At 41.6% G+C, this 18574-nt stretch carries 20 protein-coding genes; 16 read left to right on the forward strand and 4 right to left on the reverse strand.

The window, feature by feature from the left end; genetic code table 11:
- Positions 1–67 precede the first annotated feature (67 nt).
- From dksA to NE535_RS02600, 7 genes are all read left to right on the forward strand, one after another.
- The gene (dksA, locus tag NE535_RS02570; protein WP_261297132.1) at positions 68–511 is read left to right on the forward strand and encodes an RNA polymerase-binding protein DksA; all 444 of its coding nucleotides are present in this window, start codon (positions 68–70) and stop codon (positions 509–511) included.
- 66 nt (positions 512–577) lie between these two features.
- A complete protein-coding gene (gluQRS, locus tag NE535_RS02575) occupies positions 578–1447 on the forward strand; it encodes a tRNA glutamyl-Q(34) synthetase GluQRS (protein WP_261297133.1) in 870 nt (289 codons plus the stop codon).
- 111 nt (positions 1448–1558) lie between these two features.
- A complete protein-coding gene (gene pcnB / locus NE535_RS02580) occupies positions 1559–3004 on the forward strand; it encodes a polynucleotide adenylyltransferase PcnB (RefSeq protein WP_280925349.1) in 1446 nt (481 codons plus the stop codon).
- The gene (gene folK / locus NE535_RS02585; RefSeq protein ID WP_261297134.1) at positions 3004–3507 is read left to right on the forward strand and encodes a 2-amino-4-hydroxy-6-hydroxymethyldihydropteridine diphosphokinase; all 504 of its coding nucleotides are present in this window, start codon (positions 3004–3006) and stop codon (positions 3505–3507) included. The genes pcnB and folK overlap by 1 nt, the downstream gene beginning before the upstream one ends.
- Before the next feature lie 48 nt (positions 3508–3555).
- Positions 3556–4350, forward strand: coding sequence for a 3-methyl-2-oxobutanoate hydroxymethyltransferase (panB, locus tag NE535_RS02590; RefSeq protein WP_261297135.1), 795 nt, complete (start codon positions 3556–3558; stop codon positions 4348–4350).
- A gap of 25 nt (positions 4351–4375) precedes the next feature.
- A complete protein-coding gene (gene panC / locus NE535_RS02595) occupies positions 4376–5221 on the forward strand; it encodes a pantoate--beta-alanine ligase (RefSeq protein WP_261297136.1) in 846 nt (281 codons plus the stop codon).
- A gap of 251 nt (positions 5222–5472) precedes the next feature.
- The gene (locus NE535_RS02600) at positions 5473–5997 is read left to right on the forward strand and encodes a DUF4124 domain-containing protein (RefSeq protein ID WP_261297137.1); all 525 of its coding nucleotides are present in this window, start codon (positions 5473–5475) and stop codon (positions 5995–5997) included.
- 168 nt (positions 5998–6165) lie between these two features.
- On the opposite strand, the gene NE535_RS02605 is transcribed toward NE535_RS02600, so the two are convergent.
- Positions 6166–6363, reverse strand: coding sequence for a YheV family putative zinc ribbon protein (locus NE535_RS02605; protein ID WP_261297138.1), 198 nt, complete (start codon positions 6361–6363; stop codon positions 6166–6168).
- Positions 6364–6504: 141 nt separating this feature from the next.
- On the opposite strand from NE535_RS02605, the gene NE535_RS02610 reads away from it, so the two are divergent.
- Complete coding sequence (locus tag NE535_RS02610; RefSeq protein WP_261297139.1) at positions 6505–8430, forward strand: ABC transporter ATP-binding protein; 1926 nt, start codon at positions 6505–6507, stop codon at positions 8428–8430.
- A 76-nt stretch (positions 8431–8506) separates the two neighbouring features.
- Positions 8507–8968, forward strand: a complete 462-nt coding sequence (locus NE535_RS02615) for a TIGR02444 family protein (protein WP_261297140.1) — start codon at positions 8507–8509, stop codon at positions 8966–8968.
- Between the two features lie 311 nt (positions 8969–9279).
- Here NE535_RS02615 and NE535_RS02620 read toward each other — a convergent pair whose 3' ends face one another.
- Together NE535_RS02620 and NE535_RS02625 are read right to left on the reverse strand one after the other, a co-directional pair.
- Positions 9280–10869: a GMC family oxidoreductase gene (locus NE535_RS02620; RefSeq protein WP_261297141.1), complete on the reverse strand. Its 1590-nt coding sequence runs from the start codon at positions 10867–10869 to the stop codon at positions 9280–9282.
- A 216-nt stretch (positions 10870–11085) separates the two neighbouring features.
- Positions 11086–11592, reverse strand: a complete 507-nt coding sequence (locus NE535_RS02625) for a TAT leader-containing periplasmic protein (RefSeq protein WP_261297142.1) — start codon at positions 11590–11592, stop codon at positions 11086–11088.
- A gap of 106 nt (positions 11593–11698) precedes the next feature.
- Between NE535_RS02625 and NE535_RS02630 the strand changes: the two genes are divergently transcribed.
- From NE535_RS02630 to NE535_RS02640, 3 genes are all read left to right on the forward strand, one after another.
- Complete coding sequence (locus NE535_RS02630) at positions 11699–12700, forward strand: hydrolase (protein ID WP_261297143.1); 1002 nt, start codon at positions 11699–11701, stop codon at positions 12698–12700.
- The gene (locus NE535_RS02635; RefSeq protein WP_261297144.1) at positions 12697–12939 is read left to right on the forward strand and encodes a YheU family protein; all 243 of its coding nucleotides are present in this window, start codon (positions 12697–12699) and stop codon (positions 12937–12939) included. The genes NE535_RS02630 and NE535_RS02635 overlap by 4 nt, the downstream gene beginning before the upstream one ends.
- Positions 12940–13062: 123 nt before the next feature.
- On the forward strand, positions 13063–13947 hold the full coding sequence (locus NE535_RS02640; protein ID WP_261297145.1) for a phosphoribulokinase: 885 nt from the start codon (positions 13063–13065) through the stop codon (positions 13945–13947).
- A gap of 325 nt (positions 13948–14272) precedes the next feature.
- Here the strand turns inward: NE535_RS02640 and NE535_RS02645 are convergent, their stop codons facing one another.
- Complete coding sequence (locus NE535_RS02645; RefSeq protein WP_261297236.1) at positions 14273–14962, reverse strand: tetratricopeptide repeat protein; 690 nt, start codon at positions 14960–14962, stop codon at positions 14273–14275.
- Positions 14963–15400: 438 nt separating this feature from the next.
- Between NE535_RS02645 and crp the strand changes: the two genes are divergently transcribed.
- The 4 genes from crp (at position 15401) to NE535_RS02665 (ending at position 18474) form a co-directional block, all read left to right on the forward strand.
- Positions 15401–16036 (forward strand): cAMP-activated global transcriptional regulator CRP, encoded by a 636-nt coding sequence (crp, locus tag NE535_RS02650; RefSeq protein ID WP_188840258.1) that lies wholly within the window; start codon positions 15401–15403, stop codon positions 16034–16036.
- 86 nt (positions 16037–16122) lie between these two features.
- On the forward strand, positions 16123–16470 hold the full coding sequence (locus NE535_RS02655; protein WP_261297146.1) for a PepSY domain-containing protein: 348 nt from the start codon (positions 16123–16125) through the stop codon (positions 16468–16470).
- Positions 16451–17128, forward strand: coding sequence for a response regulator (locus NE535_RS02660; protein WP_261297147.1), 678 nt, complete (start codon positions 16451–16453; stop codon positions 17126–17128). The genes NE535_RS02655 and NE535_RS02660 overlap by 20 nt, the downstream gene beginning before the upstream one ends.
- On the forward strand, positions 17125–18474 hold the full coding sequence (locus NE535_RS02665; protein ID WP_261297148.1) for an ATP-binding protein: 1350 nt from the start codon (positions 17125–17127) through the stop codon (positions 18472–18474). The genes NE535_RS02660 and NE535_RS02665 overlap by 4 nt, the downstream gene beginning before the upstream one ends.
- Positions 18475–18574: the final 100 nt, after the last annotated feature.

Here is an 18574-nt window from a genome sequence, read left to right on the forward strand (position 1 = left end):
TCTGGTATAGATAGCGGCCGTAAAATTAAGACGCAATTTAAACGCAAACGATAACAGGAGATGCGTTATGCCTGAAGGCACGAAAAAACTTGGCGTACTCGCTATCGCAGGTGTAGATCCTTACCAAGAGAAAGCCGGTGAGGAGTATATGAATACCAAGCAACGTGGTCACTTTAAGCTGATCCTCGAAGCATGGCGTAACCAATTGCGTGAAGAAGTAGACCGTACACTGACTCATATGCAAGATGAAGCTGCTAATTTTCCAGATCCTGTCGATCGTGCAGCTCAAGAAGAAGAGTTCAGTTTAGAACTTCGCGCTCGTGATAGAGAACGTAAGCTCATCAAGAAGATTGAGAAAACATTACAAAAAATCGAAGAAGACGATTTTGGCTTTTGTGACTCATGTGGTATCGAAATTGGTATCCGTCGTCTTGAAGCAAGACCAACTGCTGATCAATGTATCGACTGCAAAACACTAGCAGAGATCAAAGAAAAGCAAATGGCTGGTTAAATACGTTTAGGGCGAGATTAATCTCGCCCTTTCTATTTATCACCCTCAAATATTATTGCAAAAGATATGTCATATATCGGACGCTTTGCGCCATCTCCGTCAGGTTCACTCCATTTTGGTTCATTAATTGCCGCTCTTGGCAGTTATTTGCGCGCCCATAGTTTATCGGGACAGTGGCTGGTGAGAATGGAGGATATCGATCCCCCTCGCGAAATAGTAGGTGCCAGTGACGACATACTTCGTACACTTGAAGCCTATGGTTTGCGTTGGCATGGTTCAGTCTTATATCAAAGTAAGCGAAGCCAAGCCTACCAAGATTGCATTGAACAATTACTTATCAACAACCAAGCCTATTTTTGCCAATGTACACGTAAAATGATTCACGCCATGGGCGGGGTTTATGATGGTCGTTGTGGTTCAGGATTAAAATCGTATTCAAGCGGAGCAATCCGTGTACGTAACGCCGCAAAAGTGAATCATTTTCACGATATTAATAGGGGTGATATTCATGTTGAACAAGCGTTTGCTGCTGAAGACTTCATTATAAAGCGCAGCGACGGACTTTTTGCATATCAACTTGCGGTGGTCTTAGATGATGCCTTTCAAGGTATCACTGAAGTGGTCAGAGGCAGCGATTTATTAGAAGCGAGTTGCAGACAATTAAGTTTGTTCGATATGTTAAATGTACCTGCTCCGGCATGGTTACATTTGCCGCTAGCTTGTGCCAAGCCTGGGTTCAAACTCTCGAAACAAAACTATGCCCCTGCAATTGATATCAAGGCACCGCAGCAAAGCCTTAATGCCGCGTTAACCTTTTTAGGACAAGCCACTGTCGATGTAGATCATATCGATGTGATGCTTACCCAGGCCATTAGCCAATTTTCGTTAGCGGATGTACCAAAACAAGCAGAAATAATCTTGCCGCAAACAGCTTAGTGCGTGTCATAGCTAAAAGCTGCGAATGAATTTAATCCACAGCACTTATCACATTCCCTATCTACTCATTCGATCGCAATTGGTATATCATACCCGCCAGATTTTTAATCAATGAATTTAGCTTCAACGAGGTGTATTATTTTTCGCCGTATTAGTCAGTTCTGCAAACAATTATTTGATAATAAAGCAGCACCCGAGCTCGAAACGCCGTCTTTAGAAGAAAATGGCTTACGTTTGGATATCATTAACCGTGATAGCCACGATATTTCGCGCCGTCAAATCAGTGAAAATGCACTCAAAGTGCTTTATCGACTGCACAAGTCAGGATTTAAAGCCTATCTCGTGGGCGGTGGTGTTCGTGACATCTTATTAGGTCTAGAACCCAAAGATTTTGATGTAGTCACCAACGCAACCCCTGATGAAATTAAAAAGCTGTTTCGCAATTGCCGTTTAGTTGGGCGCCGTTTCCGTTTAGCGCATATCGTGTTTGGACGCGACGTGATTGAAGTGGCTACCTTCCGTGGTCATCACGGTGAAAACAGTGACAACATTTCCAAATCGAATGCCGAAGGTCGTCTTTTACGCGACAACGTTTACGGTGAAATTGATGAAGATGCCGAGCGACGTGACTTTACCGTAAACGCGTTATATTACGATATCAGTGACTTTTCTATCCGTAGCTATGGCGGTGGCATTGATGACTTACATGCCCGTAAAATCAAGTTAATTGGCGATCCAGAAACTCGTTACCGTGAAGATCCCGTGCGCATGTTACGCGCAGTAAGGTTCGCCACTAAACTAGACATGCAGATCGAAGCCATTACAGCGGCCCCGATTAAATCATTAGCGCCGTTATTAGCAGATATTCCTGCTGCGCGAATGTATGAAGAAGTATTAAAGCTTTTCTTTGCGGGTAAAGCCCAGGCTAATTACCAAATGATGCAAGATTTTGGTTTGTTTGCCCCTTTGTTCCCGCAAATTCAAGGTGTGATCTCTGAATTCCCCAAAGGTCATGCGGCTAAAATGTTAAATTTGGTTATGCGCAGCACTGATGAGCGTGTCAACCAAGACAAACCTGTTACCCCTGCATTTTTCTATGCCGCGATATTATGGTATCCGTTAAAACAACGCGCTGATGATATCGCTCTCGAAAGTGGCTTGCCCTTGTATGATGCGCAAGTTGCCGCTATGGGCGATGTTATGGAAGAGCAGTGCAGAACGATCAGTATCCCACGTCGCTTTAGTACACCAGCAAAAGATATTTGGTTACTGCAAATAAGATTTGAACGTAGTCAGGGAACTCGTGCATTTAAGCTATTAGAGCACCCTAAGTTCCGTGCAGCATATGATCTGCTTTTATTACGCGGTGAAGCAGAAGGCGGTCATACGGCTAAACAAGCTAGTTGGTGGCAAGCCTTTGTTGAAGGCGATGAAGCACAACGTAATGTCATCGCAAAAAGCTCAAACAAAGCCGGCGGTAACAGAAATCGCAGCGCCACTCAGCGTAAAAGAAAACGCAAACCAGCGGCAAAAAGCCCAGATACCTCGGCAGAATAATGACCTTAGTTTATGTTGCTTTAGGCGCAAACCTTGAACAACCTGTGCAACAGCTTAATCAAGCTGTTGCTGCATTGACAAAGATAGCTGATTTAGGCGAAATCACCGTTTCTAGCTTTTATAGCTCAACACCTATGGGCGACATAAGCCAGCCAGATTATATCAATGCGGTTGCCCGATTTCAGACTCAGTTAGCCCCTATTGCGTTATTAGATGCGCTTCAAAATATTGAACAACAACAAGGGCGAGTTAGAAAAGCACACTGGGGACCTAGAACATTAGATCTTGATTTGTTGTTATATGGGCAACAAATGATTGACCAACCCAGACTTCAAGTGCCGCACTATGGTATGAAGCAGCGCAGTTTTGTACTGGTACCTTTAGCTGAAATTGCCGAAGATTTAATCTTACCTTGCGGTCAGGCATTAGCATCTTTGTTGACCATAGAAATGCACCAGTCACTGCACAAAATATCCAGTAAAGAGTTGATTTCGCCACTTTAGAGTATATGCTCCATAGCGTATTAATTTGAATTGTTTTAAGAGTCCACTATGTCAAAAGTCACTAGTTCCACCCTAATGAAGTTTAAACAAGAAGGTAAAAAATTTACCGCATTGACTGCATATGATGCCAGTTTTGCGGGCGCCTTCGACAGTGAAGGGATTGATGTACTCTTAGTCGGTGACTCTATGGGCATGGTATTACAAGGCCATGATGATACCCTTCCTGTTACCGTTACTGACATTGCCTATCATACTGCTTGTGTTCGACGTGGTATTAAGCGTGCGCTATTAATTGCTGATATGCCCTTTATGAGCTATTCAACACCAGAGCAAACCATGGAAAATGCTGCAAAGCTCATGCAAGCTGGCGCCAACATGGTAAAAGTTGAAGGCGGCCATTGGTTATTAGAAAGCGTTAAAATGCTTACAGAAAGAGGGATTCCTGTATGCGCTCATTTGGGGCTAACACCTCAGTCTGTGCATGTGTTTGGTGGCTTTAAAGTGCAAGGGCGTGATGCTGATAATGCGCAACGTATTTTAGATGAGGCTAAAGCATTGCAAGCTGCTGGAGCACAATTGTTAGTACTTGAATGTATTCCTGCCACCTTAGCCAAAGCCATTACAGAAGCATTAATAATTCCTGTTATAGGTATTGGTGCTGGGGCAGATACCGACGGGCAAATTTTGGTCATGCATGACGTGTTAGGTATCTCTAGTGGATACATCCCACGCTTCTCTAAAAATTACTTAAAGCAAACAGGTGAGATTCGTAGCGCCATTCGAGCTTATATCGATGAAGTAGCTAACGGTTCTTTCCCTGCTGAAGAACACATTTTTAACTAATTATTTGTTGCAGGTTTAATTAATCATGATCACTACCGCCGCTATTGCTGACATTCGCGCCCAAGTTAAGGCTTGGCGCACTAAAGGCGAAACCATTGCATTTGTGCCGACCATGGGTAATTTGCATCAAGGGCATATAACACTTGTGCAGCAAGCACGTGAAAAAGCTGACCATGTGGTCGTGTCAATTTTTGTTAATCCAATGCAGTTTGGTCAAAATGAAGATCTTGACGCCTATCCACGCACGTTGGAACAAGACAGCAAAGCGTTAATCGCTGCGGGTGCAGAGTTATTGTTTACGCCAACACCAGAAATCATTTACCCCAAAGGGTTAGCCCAACAGACCTATGTTGATGTGCCTGAAATTGGTGATGAACTTTGCGGTGCAAGTCGCCCAGGACATTTTCGTGGCGTGGCAACTATCGTCAACAAACTGTTTAATATTGTTCAACCAGATATGGCCTTATTTGGTAAGAAAGATTTTCAACAATTATTAGTCATCAAAACCATGGTGGAAGATTTATCATTACCCATCGATATTATTGGCATTGATACCATCCGTGAACCATCTGGTTTGGCTATGAGTTCACGAAATGGTTATTTAACTGCACAAGAAAAAATAAATGCCGCAGCGCTAAAGCAAGCATTAGATGATATGGCAGCAAGCATAAAACAAGGTGTGGATTTAGATACCGCCACTCAAACAGCACAGCAATCATTGCTTGCAGCAAGGTTTACTCCTGACTATCTCGAGCTCAGAAATGCCTATAATTTAAAGCCTGCGACTGATGAGGATAAAGAGCTGGTTATTGTAGCAGCCGCTTATATCGGTAAAGCCAGATTAATTGATAACTTGACCTTTATCCGATAGCCCTCCACTGTTTGCCCTGCATATTCTTGCAATACGCAGGGCATAAACCTCAATTAACCACCTACCGCATTCACATTTAACATCACGTTAACTGCGTCAATTAAAAATCCATTGTCAATAATCTGTTTTTGTCGGTAAACTGTTTCAGGCTTATTTAGCATAAATTCATCCAAATTTTTATGCGGCAACGCTGCGATGAGCCTATACTAATTAACGGTATATCGTGGATTTACAAAAGGATATGTGGCCGCATGGCAAAAATTGTATATTTAGTGGTGTTTTTCCTCAGCCCTTCTTTGGCGCTGGCTAACACTAATGCTATCTATAAATGTATGAAAGATGACAAAGTTGTCTTTAGCCATAGCGTTTGCCCTGAAGCATTTCGGCAACATAAAATTGAATATGAAAATGGTATCACCACTGAAGTCGATTCTGACAAACGTGAAACCAAAGTCGACCCACTTAGAGCCCTTCTGAACAAACAAACTATTTCAAAAGAAAAGTTACTCTTGTTACTTGACGGTGAAATTTATCGGTTAAACCAAGAAAATAGTTATTTTGAGATATTACGAGCCAGTGAAATTCAAAAATTAGATCGCAAACGTTTTTGGCAAACCAAGGCTAAAGATGACCCGAGTTATGGCCTTGAGCTTCAGGAAATCAACGAGCGATTTGACCAACTTATGCTGAACAATACTAATGTTATTGAAGTATTAAACAAGCATAAACAAAAAATTGAAGGTGAAGTCACACCCGATCAACTGATGAGTCAATAATAACAGCAATTAACCACACAGCCTTTAACCACTTCTAAACTATCACTTAGTAACCTGTTACTTCTCAAAAATAGCACTATCAAAGTGAAAGTAACGGATGAGATAAGTTTTCGATATCGCCTATCTCATATCAGCAAGCAGGCTTATTGAGCGTCACCAACACATTCTTTACTCAGGTTTGAACACTCCGATCATATTGCCTGTCGCCTTTTTAGGGACGGCAATATCCGTTTGTTGTTCGCGATAATCACAATCGGTGCACTCTATGGTTTCTATATTATTTTCTTTAAATAATAAGATACTGTCCTTAGCGCCACATTTTGGACATTTTGCCCCAGCCACAAAACGTTTTTTTATTTTTGTCATAATTTACTCTGGTTAATTTTTATCTTAAAAGCAATACGACTATTTTGCCCTATTAGTCTTCTTGCGTCCCGCGAATGTGGGAAAAAAATGGCGAATACGGTATTATCCCCCCACTTTATTTTATAGCGTCAAGTTGCATTCATGATCAGTATTAGCCAAGCCCAATTAATTCGAGGCAGTAAAACCCTACTCGACGAAACTTCTGTGACAATTTATCCTGGTCACAAGGTCGGTTTAGTCGGCGCAAATGGCACAGGTAAGTCATCTTTATTAGCCCTAATTTTAGGACATTTACATTTAGATAAAGGTGAGTTTTCATTACCCGCAAACTGGCAAATATCATCAGTCGCTCAAGAGACCCCCGCGCTTGATGTATCAGCATTAGAATACGTACTTGATGGCGATACCGAGTTTAGACAATTAGAAGCGGAACTGGCCAAAGCTCAGGATGAAAATGATGGTAATGCGATTGCCTTAATTCACGGAAAGATTGATGCCATTGGCGGTTATGCTATTCGCGCTCGTGCTGGTGCATTGCTGGCAGGTTTAGGCTTTAATGATGCCGAACAAAATAACCCTGTTAAAAGCTTCTCTGGTGGCTGGCGCATGCGTTTAAACCTTGCTCAGGCGCTTTTGTGCCGTTCTGATCTATTGTTACTCGATGAACCAACCAACCACTTAGACTTAGATACCATGTATTGGTTAGAGGGCTGGATTAAATCTTATCAAGGCACCTTGATTCTGATTTCCCATGATAGAGATTTTATTGATGCCATTGTTGATGAAATTATTCATGTCGAAAACCACAAGCTCAACTTTTACAAGGGTGGCTACAGCGCCTTTGAACATATTCGCGCCGAACGTTTATCCCAGCAACAAGTCGCTTTTGAGCGCCAACAAAAAGAGCGCGCGCATATGCAATCTTTTGTGGATCGTTTTCGCTACAAAGCCAGTAAAGCCAAACAAGCACAAAGCCGCTTAAAAGCACTAGAACGGATGGCAGAGTTATTACCGTCCCAAGCGGACAACCCTTTTCAAATGGCCTTTCGCCAGCCAGAAGCCTTACCCAATCCATTAGTGACCATGGAACAAGTTTCTGTAGGTTATGGTGAGAAAACTATTTTGAGCAAAGTACAGCTCAACTTAGTGCCCGGCGCACGCATCGGTTTGCTAGGACGAAATGGCGCGGGTAAATCGACCTTAATTAAATTGCTATCAGGACAACTACAGGCGCTATCAGGAAAATATGAACCTAACCCAGGTTTAAATATTGGTTACTTTGCGCAACATCAAATTGAATTTCTACAGCTTGATGATACCCCATTACAGCATCTGGCTCGTCTGGCACCGAATGCCAGAGAACAAGAACTACGTAACTTTTTAGGCGGATTCGGCTTCAATGGTGATATGGCTTTATCAGCGGTAAGGCCTTTTTCTGGCGGTGAAAAAGCCCGATTAGTATTAGCTTTATTGGTTTGGCAACGCCCTAATTTATTACTGCTCGATGAGCCTACCAACCACCTTGATTTAGAAATGCGTCACGCGCTAACTATGGCATTGCAAACATTTGAAGGCGCAATGGTTATCGTATCACATGACCGCCATTTACTCCGCTTAAGCTGCAGTGACTACTACCTCGTAGACCAAGGTGAAGTAAAGCCTTTTGACGGCGATTTAGATGATTACCATCAATGGCTGTTAGATGCAGCAAAAGCGGCGCAAGCCAGTCAAAAGTCAGACAATGTAAAAACCAGCGACGTCGCTCAAATAGATAAAAAGCAGCAAAAACGCATTGAGGCAGAATTACGTCAAAAAGTGTCGCCCCTTAGAAAGCAGCAAGTAAAATTAGAAACTGAGCAGCAAAAAATTACCGACCGTTTAACTGAACTTGAAGCCATCTTAGCAGACGGCAGCCTGTATGAAGCAGAAAACAAAGCCAAAATGACTCAGGTACTTAATGAGCGAACACAGCTAACTCAAGCAATGGATGAAAGCGAAATGAACTGGTTAGATATTCAAGAGCAAATCGAAGCCATTGAACTTAGTGTTAATACTGACATTGGCTAATATTGATAACCAGCAGAAATACCAAGGTTTGTACCAGCAACAAAAGTGATAAGACAGCAAAAATCAAGGAATAGAAATGGGATCTTCTAACACCACATTTTCGATGCAAATTTGGCAACAATGTGAACAACAATACCAAGTAGACCCAAAGGCTTATATCACGCTGCAAGATGATTATCAGGTTAACGTAAATTTATTGTTGTTAGCACAAAGCTTAGATCATCAAGGATACTTAGTTAATATCCAGCAGTGGCAGCAATTAGCGGCTGTAATTGAGCAATGGGAAACCAATGTGTTAAAACCTTACCGTCAATTACGCCGAATTGCTAAAGCTCATCTAGCTGCCACGGAATATCAAAAAATGTTAGATGTTGAGTTGATCATGGAGCGAAAATCGCAAAAAATTTTACTGCAACAGGTCAATCTGATTCAAGGCGAGCCGCTATCAACACATGAGGGTGTGAATAATACCCATCATTATTTAAGTTTATACGGCCTAGATTGTACTCATCTGCCTCAATCTATTTCGAAGCGCTAACCCATTTCCAAGCGTTAATATCAGTCATTGTAAGCCGTCCGTGTTAACCACAACTCTAATGTGTGGCTAAATAATAGAATTCGAGTACGCCACCAGCCAATTACTCGCCGGTATAGTTGAACTTACCAAAAAGATCTTGGCGCATAAACTCGCCATAACGTTAATCCGTCTATGATAAGTAAACCGAACAAAGTTAAGAGCAGCAAGCAACTTTGTAATCAACATTTATTCACGGCTAGTCATCATTAAACAACGCCACAAAAATGAAAAAAGCCAACAACAAGTATCGGCTCATTTAATTAGCGGCAATGTTAACTTGCTTGAGTTAATCGCTTGGCTAACAAAGTGGCATTTCTAGCCACTAATCCATAAATAGATAACTGTGGGTTTGCCCCTAAGCTGGTTTGAAACATTGAACCATCAAACACAGATAAGTTATCAAAATAATGTGATTGGCCAAAACTATCCACCATTGCTTTAGTGGTGTCTTCTCCCATGGGGCAGCCTCCCATAACATGCGCTGAAGCCACAATGGTTTTTAGTAAACCTAAATCCATCGAACCTATCACTTCCTGCGCTTGCTTCCATGAAGTTAAGAAGTCTAATCCGTCATTCATCGGCAAAACCTTTTTCGCACCAGCAGCAAACTGTAATTCAGCCATAGATAAAAATGCCTTTCTTGCCCCAGCCCAAAAACCCTCTGTTAATGGATAATCTAGGGTAAAGCCATGATCTGTTAAGTGTACTTGTCCACCAACACATTGATCATTAAAGCCGTCTCTAATAAGGGCTATAACCACCTGCAATTTATTAAAATTGGCCATTAACTGTGCATGACTCTGGCCAAAACCAATCGTTTTAGAGGCAATTAACACTGGGTGAATTGGCGCAACTTCTAACTTATAGCCTAAGTCCCCAGTCGCACCGTCATGCCAAACAAACTGATCGGAGTAAATAGATTGCGGTGCTCCGCTATGACCATTTATCTGCTCATCAAACATCGCACCTGATAATAATGAAGGGTGTAAAAAGGTTTTACCTAATAGCTGATGTGGGTCTGGCACATTTGACCGCATTAAAATGGTAGGAGTATGGATTGCACCAGCACTTAAAATATAATGTTTAGCACTAAAGGTGAGCGCCACACCGCTTGGCTTTAAACCTTCAGTTAAAGCCTGTGCCGTTAAACCTTTAACCTTATCGCCTTTATGCTCTAGACGCGTTACTTTTGCACGAGAAATTAAGGTCGCGCCCTTATTCAATGCCGCAGGAATGGTGGTAACCAGCATAGATTGCTTAGCATTTACAGGGCAGCCCATACCGCAATAACCCGTGTTCCAACATCCCGTAACATTACGCTTAATAACGGTGTGCTCCCAGCCCAGTTTTTCACATCCTTCACGTAACACGCCATTATTTCGGTTTGGGTCATACTGCCATTCTTTGATATTCAGGCGTTGTTCCATTTTTTCAAACCAGGGCGACATTTCCTCAGCTGAAGTATTGATTACTGAACGCTCAGCGGCCCAAAAATCTAGCGTTGGCTTAGGCGTTCTTATCGAGGTTGTCCAATTGATGGTGGTTGAGCCGCCGACGGTTCGACCTTGAAAGATCCCAATCCCTTTATCAGCGGTTTTCATCGCCGCTGCTTGTTGGTACAAATTAGGGTATGCGTGGCGCTCTTCCATATCAAAATCTTTAGAGGATTTAAGCGAGCCCCCCTCGATCATAATGACAGTTAACCCAGCTTCAGTCAGGATCTCGGCCGCAGTTCCGCCGCCAGCACCTGTGCCAACGATAATAACATCGGCCTCAAAATGACGATTTTGCTGCAAAGTACTGGCATCTATGTGCTGCCAACCAGATGCTAAGCCGGTCGTAATTGGATCGATTATAGCCAATTGAAGTCACTCCTTAATAGCAGAACAAATTATGGTTGCTAGGGTCTGTTGATCTTTGCTGGTTGAATTTTTAACTCGAACCCTTTGGGCAGCGTTTGTTGGCCATTTCTACTGCGTTATCGACTTTTTATGTAGAATAACTACACCTCAAAGCCTCCACTTTGTATAAAAGACCAACAATTCGCTGCAAAAACAACCTTAAAAGATCAACAGACCCTAGGCATTAAGCAAAAAAGTCGGTTTTGCGTAACCTAATTTCCCCCAATGAGCAGGGCTAGAATAATAACTGGCAAGAATCAGCTCTCTTAAGCCTGTATATGCAGTGTGAACCATATCTAAATAATGAAAACGCCATTCTTCAAGCATATCCACTAACTCAATGGGGGAACGCAACATCAAAGGAGTCATACTGCCTGTGAGGAAGAGTAAACCAAGTCGGCTTTCAAGTAGGCTGAGCAATTCTTTAAGCTCAGCCTGTTGCTCATCTGGCAACACAGATATTGAAGCCTGAATGGAGTCTAAAGTGGTATCTATGGCAATCTTTCTTTGGCTTGCAACCTCAGGTAAAGCGCCATCGAGTAAAGCAGGTATTAACACACTGAATAAAACACGATAATTTACATCTTCAGGCACTGGAATGGGATCGGATGAATATAAATTGACACCTAACGCAAGCGCAGCGGTTCCCGCAAAAGCGCTGGTCAAAAAAGTACGACGTTTCATGCGATCACCCCTATTCTTTTGTTGTGAGATTTTTATCTGTGTTAAAGTGATATGAATAGTATTTAAACACACGTTTAAACTTTCACAAACACTCATAGAATGACGCATGCCGACAAAAAGCCTTTTTACGCCACCATGGTGGGCCGCGAACCCGCATATACAGACTATTTTGCCCTTTATATTCAAAGTGGCCAAACCAGATATTTTCCGCCAAAGACAGGAGCTTCCAGACGGCGACTTTATCGATTTAGACTGGTCCGGTACCCCACAAAATGGTGAACCCATTTTGGTGATTAGCCATGGATTAGAAGGCAGTACAGAATCGCATTACGCTCGCAGAATGTTAGTTGCGGCTAAGCAAGAGAAATTATGTTCGGTTGTGCATCATCATCGTAGCTGCTCCGGTGAGCCAAATCGTCTGGCGCGAAGTTATCACAGTGGTGATTTCAACGATCTTGCATTCACGTTGCAACAACTCAAAACCTATTACCCTGACTCACCATTATTTGCCGTCGGTTACAGCCTTGGCGGCAATGTATTAGCCAAATACCAGGGAACGACCCAAAATGATAGCTTACTGGATCGAGCGGTTGTGATATCTGCACCGTTAACACTCAGTGCCTGTGCTAAAAAGCTTGAAAAAGGCTTTTCTAAAATTTATCAAACACATTTAATTAGCCGTTTACAGAAAAAAATGAGCGAAAAACTCGATAATAATGATTTAGTCGCGCAAATGCCGCTAAGCAAAGCGGAATTAAAACAGCTGAAAACCTTTTATCAATTTGATGACAAAGTCACTGCACCTTTGCATGGTTTTAACGGTGTAGAGGATTATTACTTACGCTCGAGTGCATTAGGGTTATTAAAACATATCAGCAAGCCAACCTTAATCATTCATGCCAAAGACGACCCCTTTATGACTGAAGCTGTTATCCCAACTCAAGATGAATTATCAACTAGCATTCGTTATGAACTGCATGATAATGGCGGCCATGTAGGGTTTATTGATGGCGGCTGGCCATGGAAACCAAGCTACTATCTTGAAAAACGAGTACTCACATTCTTACTTGCTAAGCAGCCTGAAACCTTACAAGGTGATAACCAATGATTATTCCCTATGAAACACTACTGGGGTTAGATACAGAAACGCTAAACAATGTGATTAAAGAATACTTACTGACTCAGGTAGAAGATGGCAGCTTTAGTGAATTTAATAGCCAACCACTGTCAGGCATGATTAACCAATGTAAACAGGCCTTAAAAACAGGCGAGCTTGTCGTCGAATACAGTGAAGATGACGAATCGATTGCTATCAGACACAGACAAAACATCGTGAATTCAAAATAATAACTCGACCTAATATTGACCAAAAGGTCTTAACTACCGTATAAATGTTAGTCCAACGACTACATTGCATTAAAAAAGTGCCATGTAAAACATGTTTATCATTATGATTTCTAGGCAGGAACAATGTCAGCTAAACACCCTATTATTGCTGTAACGGGCTCATCTGGCGCCGGCACAACAACAACGACAATGGCTTTTACGCATATTTTTCGCCAATTGGGGATAAACGCAGCCTTTGTTGAGGGTGACAGCTTTCATAATTTCACCCGTGCTGAGATGGAAGTGTTAATTCGCAAGTCTCAAGCTGAAAATCGTAATATTAGTTATTTCGGTCCAGAGGCAAATAACTTCGTAAAACTTGAAGAATGTTTTACCAGCTATAGCGAAACTGGCACTGGTAAAACCCGCAGTTATTTACACACGTTTGATGAAGCAGTGCCCTTTAACCAAATGCCAGGTACATTCACCCAGTGGCGAGATTTACCTCCTAATACAGATATGCTTTATTACGAGGGCTTACATGGGGGTGTAGTCACAGATGATGCTGACGTAGCAAAACATGTTGACTTGCTGATTGGTATGGTACCGATTGTTAACCTAGAGTGGATCCAAAAGATTATTCGTGACACCAATGACCGTGGCCATAGTCGCGAAAAGGTCATGGGATCCATAGTGCGCAGTATGGATGATTATATTAACCATATGACGCCTCAATTCTCTCGTACCCATATTAACTTTCAACGAGTGCCTACCGTCGATACATCTAACCCTTTTAGCGCCAAAGACATTCCAAGTTTAGATGAAAGCTTTGTGGTTATTCGTTTTCGTGGGATGAACAATGTTGATTTCCCTTACTATTTAAGCATGATCCAGGGTGCATTTATGTCTAGAGTAAACACTTTAGTCGTCCCCGGGGGGAAAATGTCTCTTGCGATGGAATTGATCCTGACACCATTGATTAAAGATTTAATGGATAAACGGATTGAACTTGAAAAACTGGATGACTAATGCTGCTTAACAACATCACTATGACTCAATTGTTATACCTATTTTCTACCAAAGTATCGGTTAAATAGGTGAGTGTAAGCTATTGCCTTGTCAGAATAAAATGTAATGCGGATACATTTTTATAGATTATGGTTGATGTAGTAAACAACGATTAATGAAGACTTAAGTTTGCATTAAGCTAGTTATATTATTCTACCGCTATCGGGACTTCAGGCGAAAGAACGATAGCTGATATGCTCATGTGTTAATTCCCCCATATTTATCTGTTAGCACCTTGAGCATATTGGCGTTTAATTCACTTATCTGCCTTCCATTTGTGTTCATCTTAATCCAGTAGCGGGATTACCTCACGGTAAGCTTGATTATTCTCGTACTGCTGTAATCGCTGTAAAAATTCATCACTTTTAGCCACTTCTGGGTAAAGCTTTAAGGCATCAATGGCCTTTTTCTGAATGCTCACAGCTTGCGTAAAATCACCAAGTTCAGCATAACCTGCCGCTAAATTGTCCAGGATAGTTGGATCGCCTTGATTGGCTTCAAGCAGTTTAAGAGACAAACTCACCGCTTTTGAACCATCACGATATTCAGATTCTGGGCACGTTGCCAAAATCCATGCGACATTCCCCAAAGAGACATCATCTCCAGCAGTACCAAACTGGGTCAAAGCTTTACCACAATTACGCTCAATACCATCACCGCCAGCAGCATAAATAAAGCCTAAACGAAAATTAGCCCATTTGTCACCTTGCTCACTCATTGCCAAATACCATCGCTCAGCTTTTAACAGATTACGCGGCACTAACTTGCCTTCAAAGGTTAAATCGGCGATCGTTTGCTGGGCTTTTAAATGTTGCTGATTAGCGGCCTGTTCAACCCACATAAACCCTTCAGGAATATTAGTTTCGACAAACCGTCCCGACAAATACATTAATCCCAATAAAAATTGAGCATCAGCATCACCTTGGGCAGCCTTTAATTGAATATGAACGACTCTAGATTGTGTTTGTGAGGCCATCGTTTGCGGCAGTGTAAATGCTTGTACTTGAGGTAAAATCACCCCATACAATACGGCACAACTTAATCCTATTTGAAATAACTTCTTCACATTAACCTCGATAACGACAGCAACCACTGACTAAACATAAACCATCTGAGACTTGTAATACAACAAAGTATCATAGAACATTCATCATTGATTAATGATAATTAATATCAATACTAAAAATCGCTCTTACATAAATGCTTAGGTGAAATGATTGTGATTTTGACCAGACTATGACATTTTAATTGACCTAACGCCCAAATATGAGCAAATAAATCTAAAATTAAGCTAGTTAATATAGAATGCCGTATTACTAAATTCGATCTCCATCAAAGTTTTACCTTAGTAAACAGCGTAAAATGCTTAATTAGAGATTACTTACTTACTTTTTAATCAATCGAGGAATATACAATGGCTCTGATTGGTAAGCCAAAACCTGATCCAACATTGGAATGGTTTCTGTCACACTGTCACATTCATAAATACCCAGCAAAAAGCACATTAATTCATGCTGGTGAAGATTCTGATACGTTATATTATATCGTTAAAGGTTCAGTTGCTGTATTGATTAAAGATGAAGAAGGTAAAGAAATGATCCTGTCTTATCTCAATCAAGGTGACTTTATCGGCGAGCTAGGTCTGTTTGAAGAACAAGCTGAACGTACAGCTTGGGTTCGTGCAAAACAAGCCTGTGAAATTGCTGAAATCTCTTACAAAAAGTTTAAGCAGCTGATCCAGGTTAATCCTGAAATTCTGATGAAATTATCTGCTCAAATGGCTTACCGCTTACAAAGCACTAGCCAAAAGGTCGGTGATTTAGCTTTCTTAGATGTTGCTGGTCGTATCGCGCAAACATTATTACATCTTGCTAAAGAGCCTGATGCAATGACTCACCCTGACGGTATGCAAATCAAAATTACTCGCCAAGAGATTGGCCAGATTGTTGGTTGCTCACGTGAAACTGTAGGCCGTATCTTAAAGATGCTTGAAGAGCAGAATTTGATTCAAGCGCACGGTAAAACAATCGTGGTTTACGGTACACGTTAAGTTAAGCTTCAGCTTGATTTAAGCCAAGATTATTAAAGTGGTGGCAGTTTATCTGAACACCACTTTTTTTATGTCTTGGAGTGAGTATGTCCTTGTTTATCACTATAGGCTTATTTAGTCTTAGTACATTAAACACCCACTTAGTTGACGCCCAACAACTATTTGAAGTGGATCATGACCATGTGCAACAATTGGTCAGCCAAGGCCATATCCGTTCTTTAAATGAAAGTCTCAATTGGTTAGCGCAATATTGTGATGTTCAGCTAATAGATGCACAGCTGTTCCAACACAACAATACGTGGCGTTATGATCTACAATTACAGTTAAAACAAGGCCACACTGTTAATCTGCAATTTGACGCAAAAAGTGGTACTCTCAATTCGTTAACTCAATTACCTAGTGAATGCACCCAACATGAAACTGCTACTCGTTGAAGACAATCCACTTTTAGTGGCTGAACTTGAAAAGCAACTCAAACAAGCTGGTTATGTTACCGATGTAACAGACAAGGCCGTTGAAGCCGATTACCTCATTAAAGAAACTCAATACGACTGTATTATTCTTGATATTGGCTTGCCTGACGGTAATGGGCTTAATTTAGTCACCAGTTGGCGCGAGAAAGGCATAGAAACACCGGTTATCATGCTCACCGCACGTTCACAATGGCATGAAAAGGTCGAAGGTTTTAACGCTGGAGCTGATGATTACTTAGGTAAACCTTTTCACGCTCAAGAGTTACTCGCACGCATTCAAGCCTTGATTAATCGGGCCCACGGCCGTGCGAATAGCGCGTCAAAACAACTCAGTTTTGCTGGCGTAACCTTAGATGAAGCTGAGCAAAAAGTGATTGTTGCAGAACAGGAATTTGAATTGACGGCGATGGAATTTAGATTGTTAAAAATCTTTTTAATGTCGCCTAAAAAACTACTTTCAAAAACACAGCTAACCGATAAGCTGTATCAATTTGATGATGAAAAAGAAAGTAATGTTGTTGAAGTATATGTCACCCATCTGCGTAAAAAGTTAGGTAAAACCACAATAGAAACACGACGGGGACAAGGATACATATTCCACGGCATAGTAGAACAATGATTTCCATTCGTTCAAAGCTCAGCCTCTGGCTGAGCGGTCTTGTTATTTTAAGCACCATCATAGGTTTAATGCTATTTGAATCTATGCTTAGAGAAGCTTTTCACGACTCAATCATTAATCGTCTTGAAGAAGATTTAGAACATGTCATTCTGGCCACACGGTTACAGGATGGCGAAATCGAAATCGACTCTCGCCAACTGTCTAGCTTTTACAAACCCGCCTATTCAGGCCGTTATTACCAACTCAACTTACCTAATCAAGTAATTCGCTCACGATCGTTGTGGGATGTAGAACTTGAAATAGCACCATTAGCTGATTCAGAAAAAAGGGTATGGCAAGCAAAAGGTCCTAAGAATAATGATATGCAGCTGCTATCTATTGGCATTGGGTCTGAGGCCACGCCTAATACGGCAACCTTAACCGTAGCGCAGGACTTGAGTATCGGTAGGCGCGTTTTCAGTGAAGTATACGGCACTAAATTAGCCATCAATATTGGCATGTTATTGGCCATGATCTGCGGTATTTTTGTGATACTAAGGCAATCATTTAAGCCTGTAAAAAAAATCCAACAATCGTTAGCAAGATTAAGGCAGGGGGAAATCAGTGCCCTTGATACTCTGCAGATACCATCTGAAATTCAACCACTAGCAGAAACCTATAATCAATTGCTCGACTACACCGCAAAACAAATAGAACGCAGTCGTAATAATCTAGGTAACTTAAGCCATGGGTTAAAAACCCCATTAGCGATCATGCAGCAGCAAGTAGAAGCGCTTGGGCTAACCGATCCTGACGCCGCTATTGCCATGCAACAGCAGTTAGATCAAATCAGAAAAATGATCGAGCGTAAGCTCGCTGCCGCAAGAGTTACAGGTGATATGCTTCCTGCAGCACAAATGACAGTGAATAAAGACTTTACTAGCTTAATTAGTACGCTAAATAAAGTTTACCGTCATAAAACCATTACTGGAGAGCTCGTTAACGCTCAACAATTATCGAGAATTCCAATACACAGAGAAGATGGCATGGAGCTGTTTGGCAACCTATTGGATAATGCATTCAAATGGGCAAATTCAAACGTACAAATATCGCTTAAGAAGCAAGATGGTCATGCAATTATGATCACGGTTGAGGATGATGGCCCAGGTGTACCACAGGATCAGTTAGCGCTACTCACAGCACGAGGGACGCGTTTAGATGAAGACGTCATGGGACACGGATTGGGATTATCTATTGTGAAAGAAATTTGTGACCAGTATGGATTTTCACTGCAGTTTAGCGCAAGTGAACTGCTATCAGGTTTAGCGGTTACCGTGATTATTCCGCAAACTAAATCGAGTATTTAATAACACTATACCTGGCTAATAAAAAAGCCTCATCAGCTATAAATGGCAAAGATGAGGCTTAACGTTTCATGCAGCATCGTAATGACACTTTACCATGTAA

It is taken from the genome of Shewanella holmiensis (assembly GCF_025370255.1).
GTDB lineage: Bacteria > Pseudomonadota > Gammaproteobacteria > Enterobacterales > Shewanellaceae > Shewanella > Shewanella holmiensis.

Coding starts and splice junctions, on each gene's coding strand:
- dksA (WP_261297132.1), top strand. CDS start 68: ATGCCTGAAGGCACGAAAAAACTTGGCGTACTCGCTATCGCAGGTGTA.
- gluQRS (WP_261297133.1), top strand. CDS start 578: ATGTCATATATCGGACGCTTTGCGCCATCTCCGTCAGGTTCACTCCAT.
- pcnB (WP_280925349.1), top strand. CDS start 1,559: ATGAATTTAGCTTCAACGAGGTGTATTATTTTTCGCCGTATTAGTCAG.
- folK (WP_261297134.1), top strand. CDS start 3,004: ATGACCTTAGTTTATGTTGCTTTAGGCGCAAACCTTGAACAACCTGTG.
- panB (WP_261297135.1), top strand. CDS start 3,556: ATGTCAAAAGTCACTAGTTCCACCCTAATGAAGTTTAAACAAGAAGGT.
- panC (WP_261297136.1), top strand. CDS start 4,376: ATGATCACTACCGCCGCTATTGCTGACATTCGCGCCCAAGTTAAGGCT.
- NE535_RS02600 (WP_261297137.1), top strand. CDS start 5,473: ATGGCAAAAATTGTATATTTAGTGGTGTTTTTCCTCAGCCCTTCTTTG.
- NE535_RS02605 (WP_261297138.1), bottom strand. CDS start 6,363: ATGACAAAAATAAAAAAACGTTTTGTGGCTGGGGCAAAATGTCCAAAA.
- NE535_RS02610 (WP_261297139.1), top strand. CDS start 6,505: ATGATCAGTATTAGCCAAGCCCAATTAATTCGAGGCAGTAAAACCCTA.
- NE535_RS02615 (WP_261297140.1), top strand. CDS start 8,507: ATGGGATCTTCTAACACCACATTTTCGATGCAAATTTGGCAACAATGT.
- NE535_RS02625 (WP_261297142.1), bottom strand. CDS start 11,592: ATGAAACGTCGTACTTTTTTGACCAGCGCTTTTGCGGGAACCGCTGCG.
- NE535_RS02630 (WP_261297143.1), top strand. CDS start 11,699: ATGCCGACAAAAAGCCTTTTTACGCCACCATGGTGGGCCGCGAACCCG.
- NE535_RS02635 (WP_261297144.1), top strand. CDS start 12,697: ATGATTATTCCCTATGAAACACTACTGGGGTTAGATACAGAAACGCTA.
- NE535_RS02640 (WP_261297145.1), top strand. CDS start 13,063: ATGTCAGCTAAACACCCTATTATTGCTGTAACGGGCTCATCTGGCGCC.
- NE535_RS02645 (WP_261297236.1), bottom strand. CDS start 14,962: ATGGCCTCACAAACACAATCTAGAGTCGTTCATATTCAATTAAAGGCT.
- crp (WP_188840258.1), top strand. CDS start 15,401: ATGGCTCTGATTGGTAAGCCAAAACCTGATCCAACATTGGAATGGTTT.
- NE535_RS02655 (WP_261297146.1), top strand. CDS start 16,123: ATGTCCTTGTTTATCACTATAGGCTTATTTAGTCTTAGTACATTAAAC.
- NE535_RS02660 (WP_261297147.1), top strand. CDS start 16,451: ATGAAACTGCTACTCGTTGAAGACAATCCACTTTTAGTGGCTGAACTT.
- NE535_RS02665 (WP_261297148.1), top strand. CDS start 17,125: ATGATTTCCATTCGTTCAAAGCTCAGCCTCTGGCTGAGCGGTCTTGTT.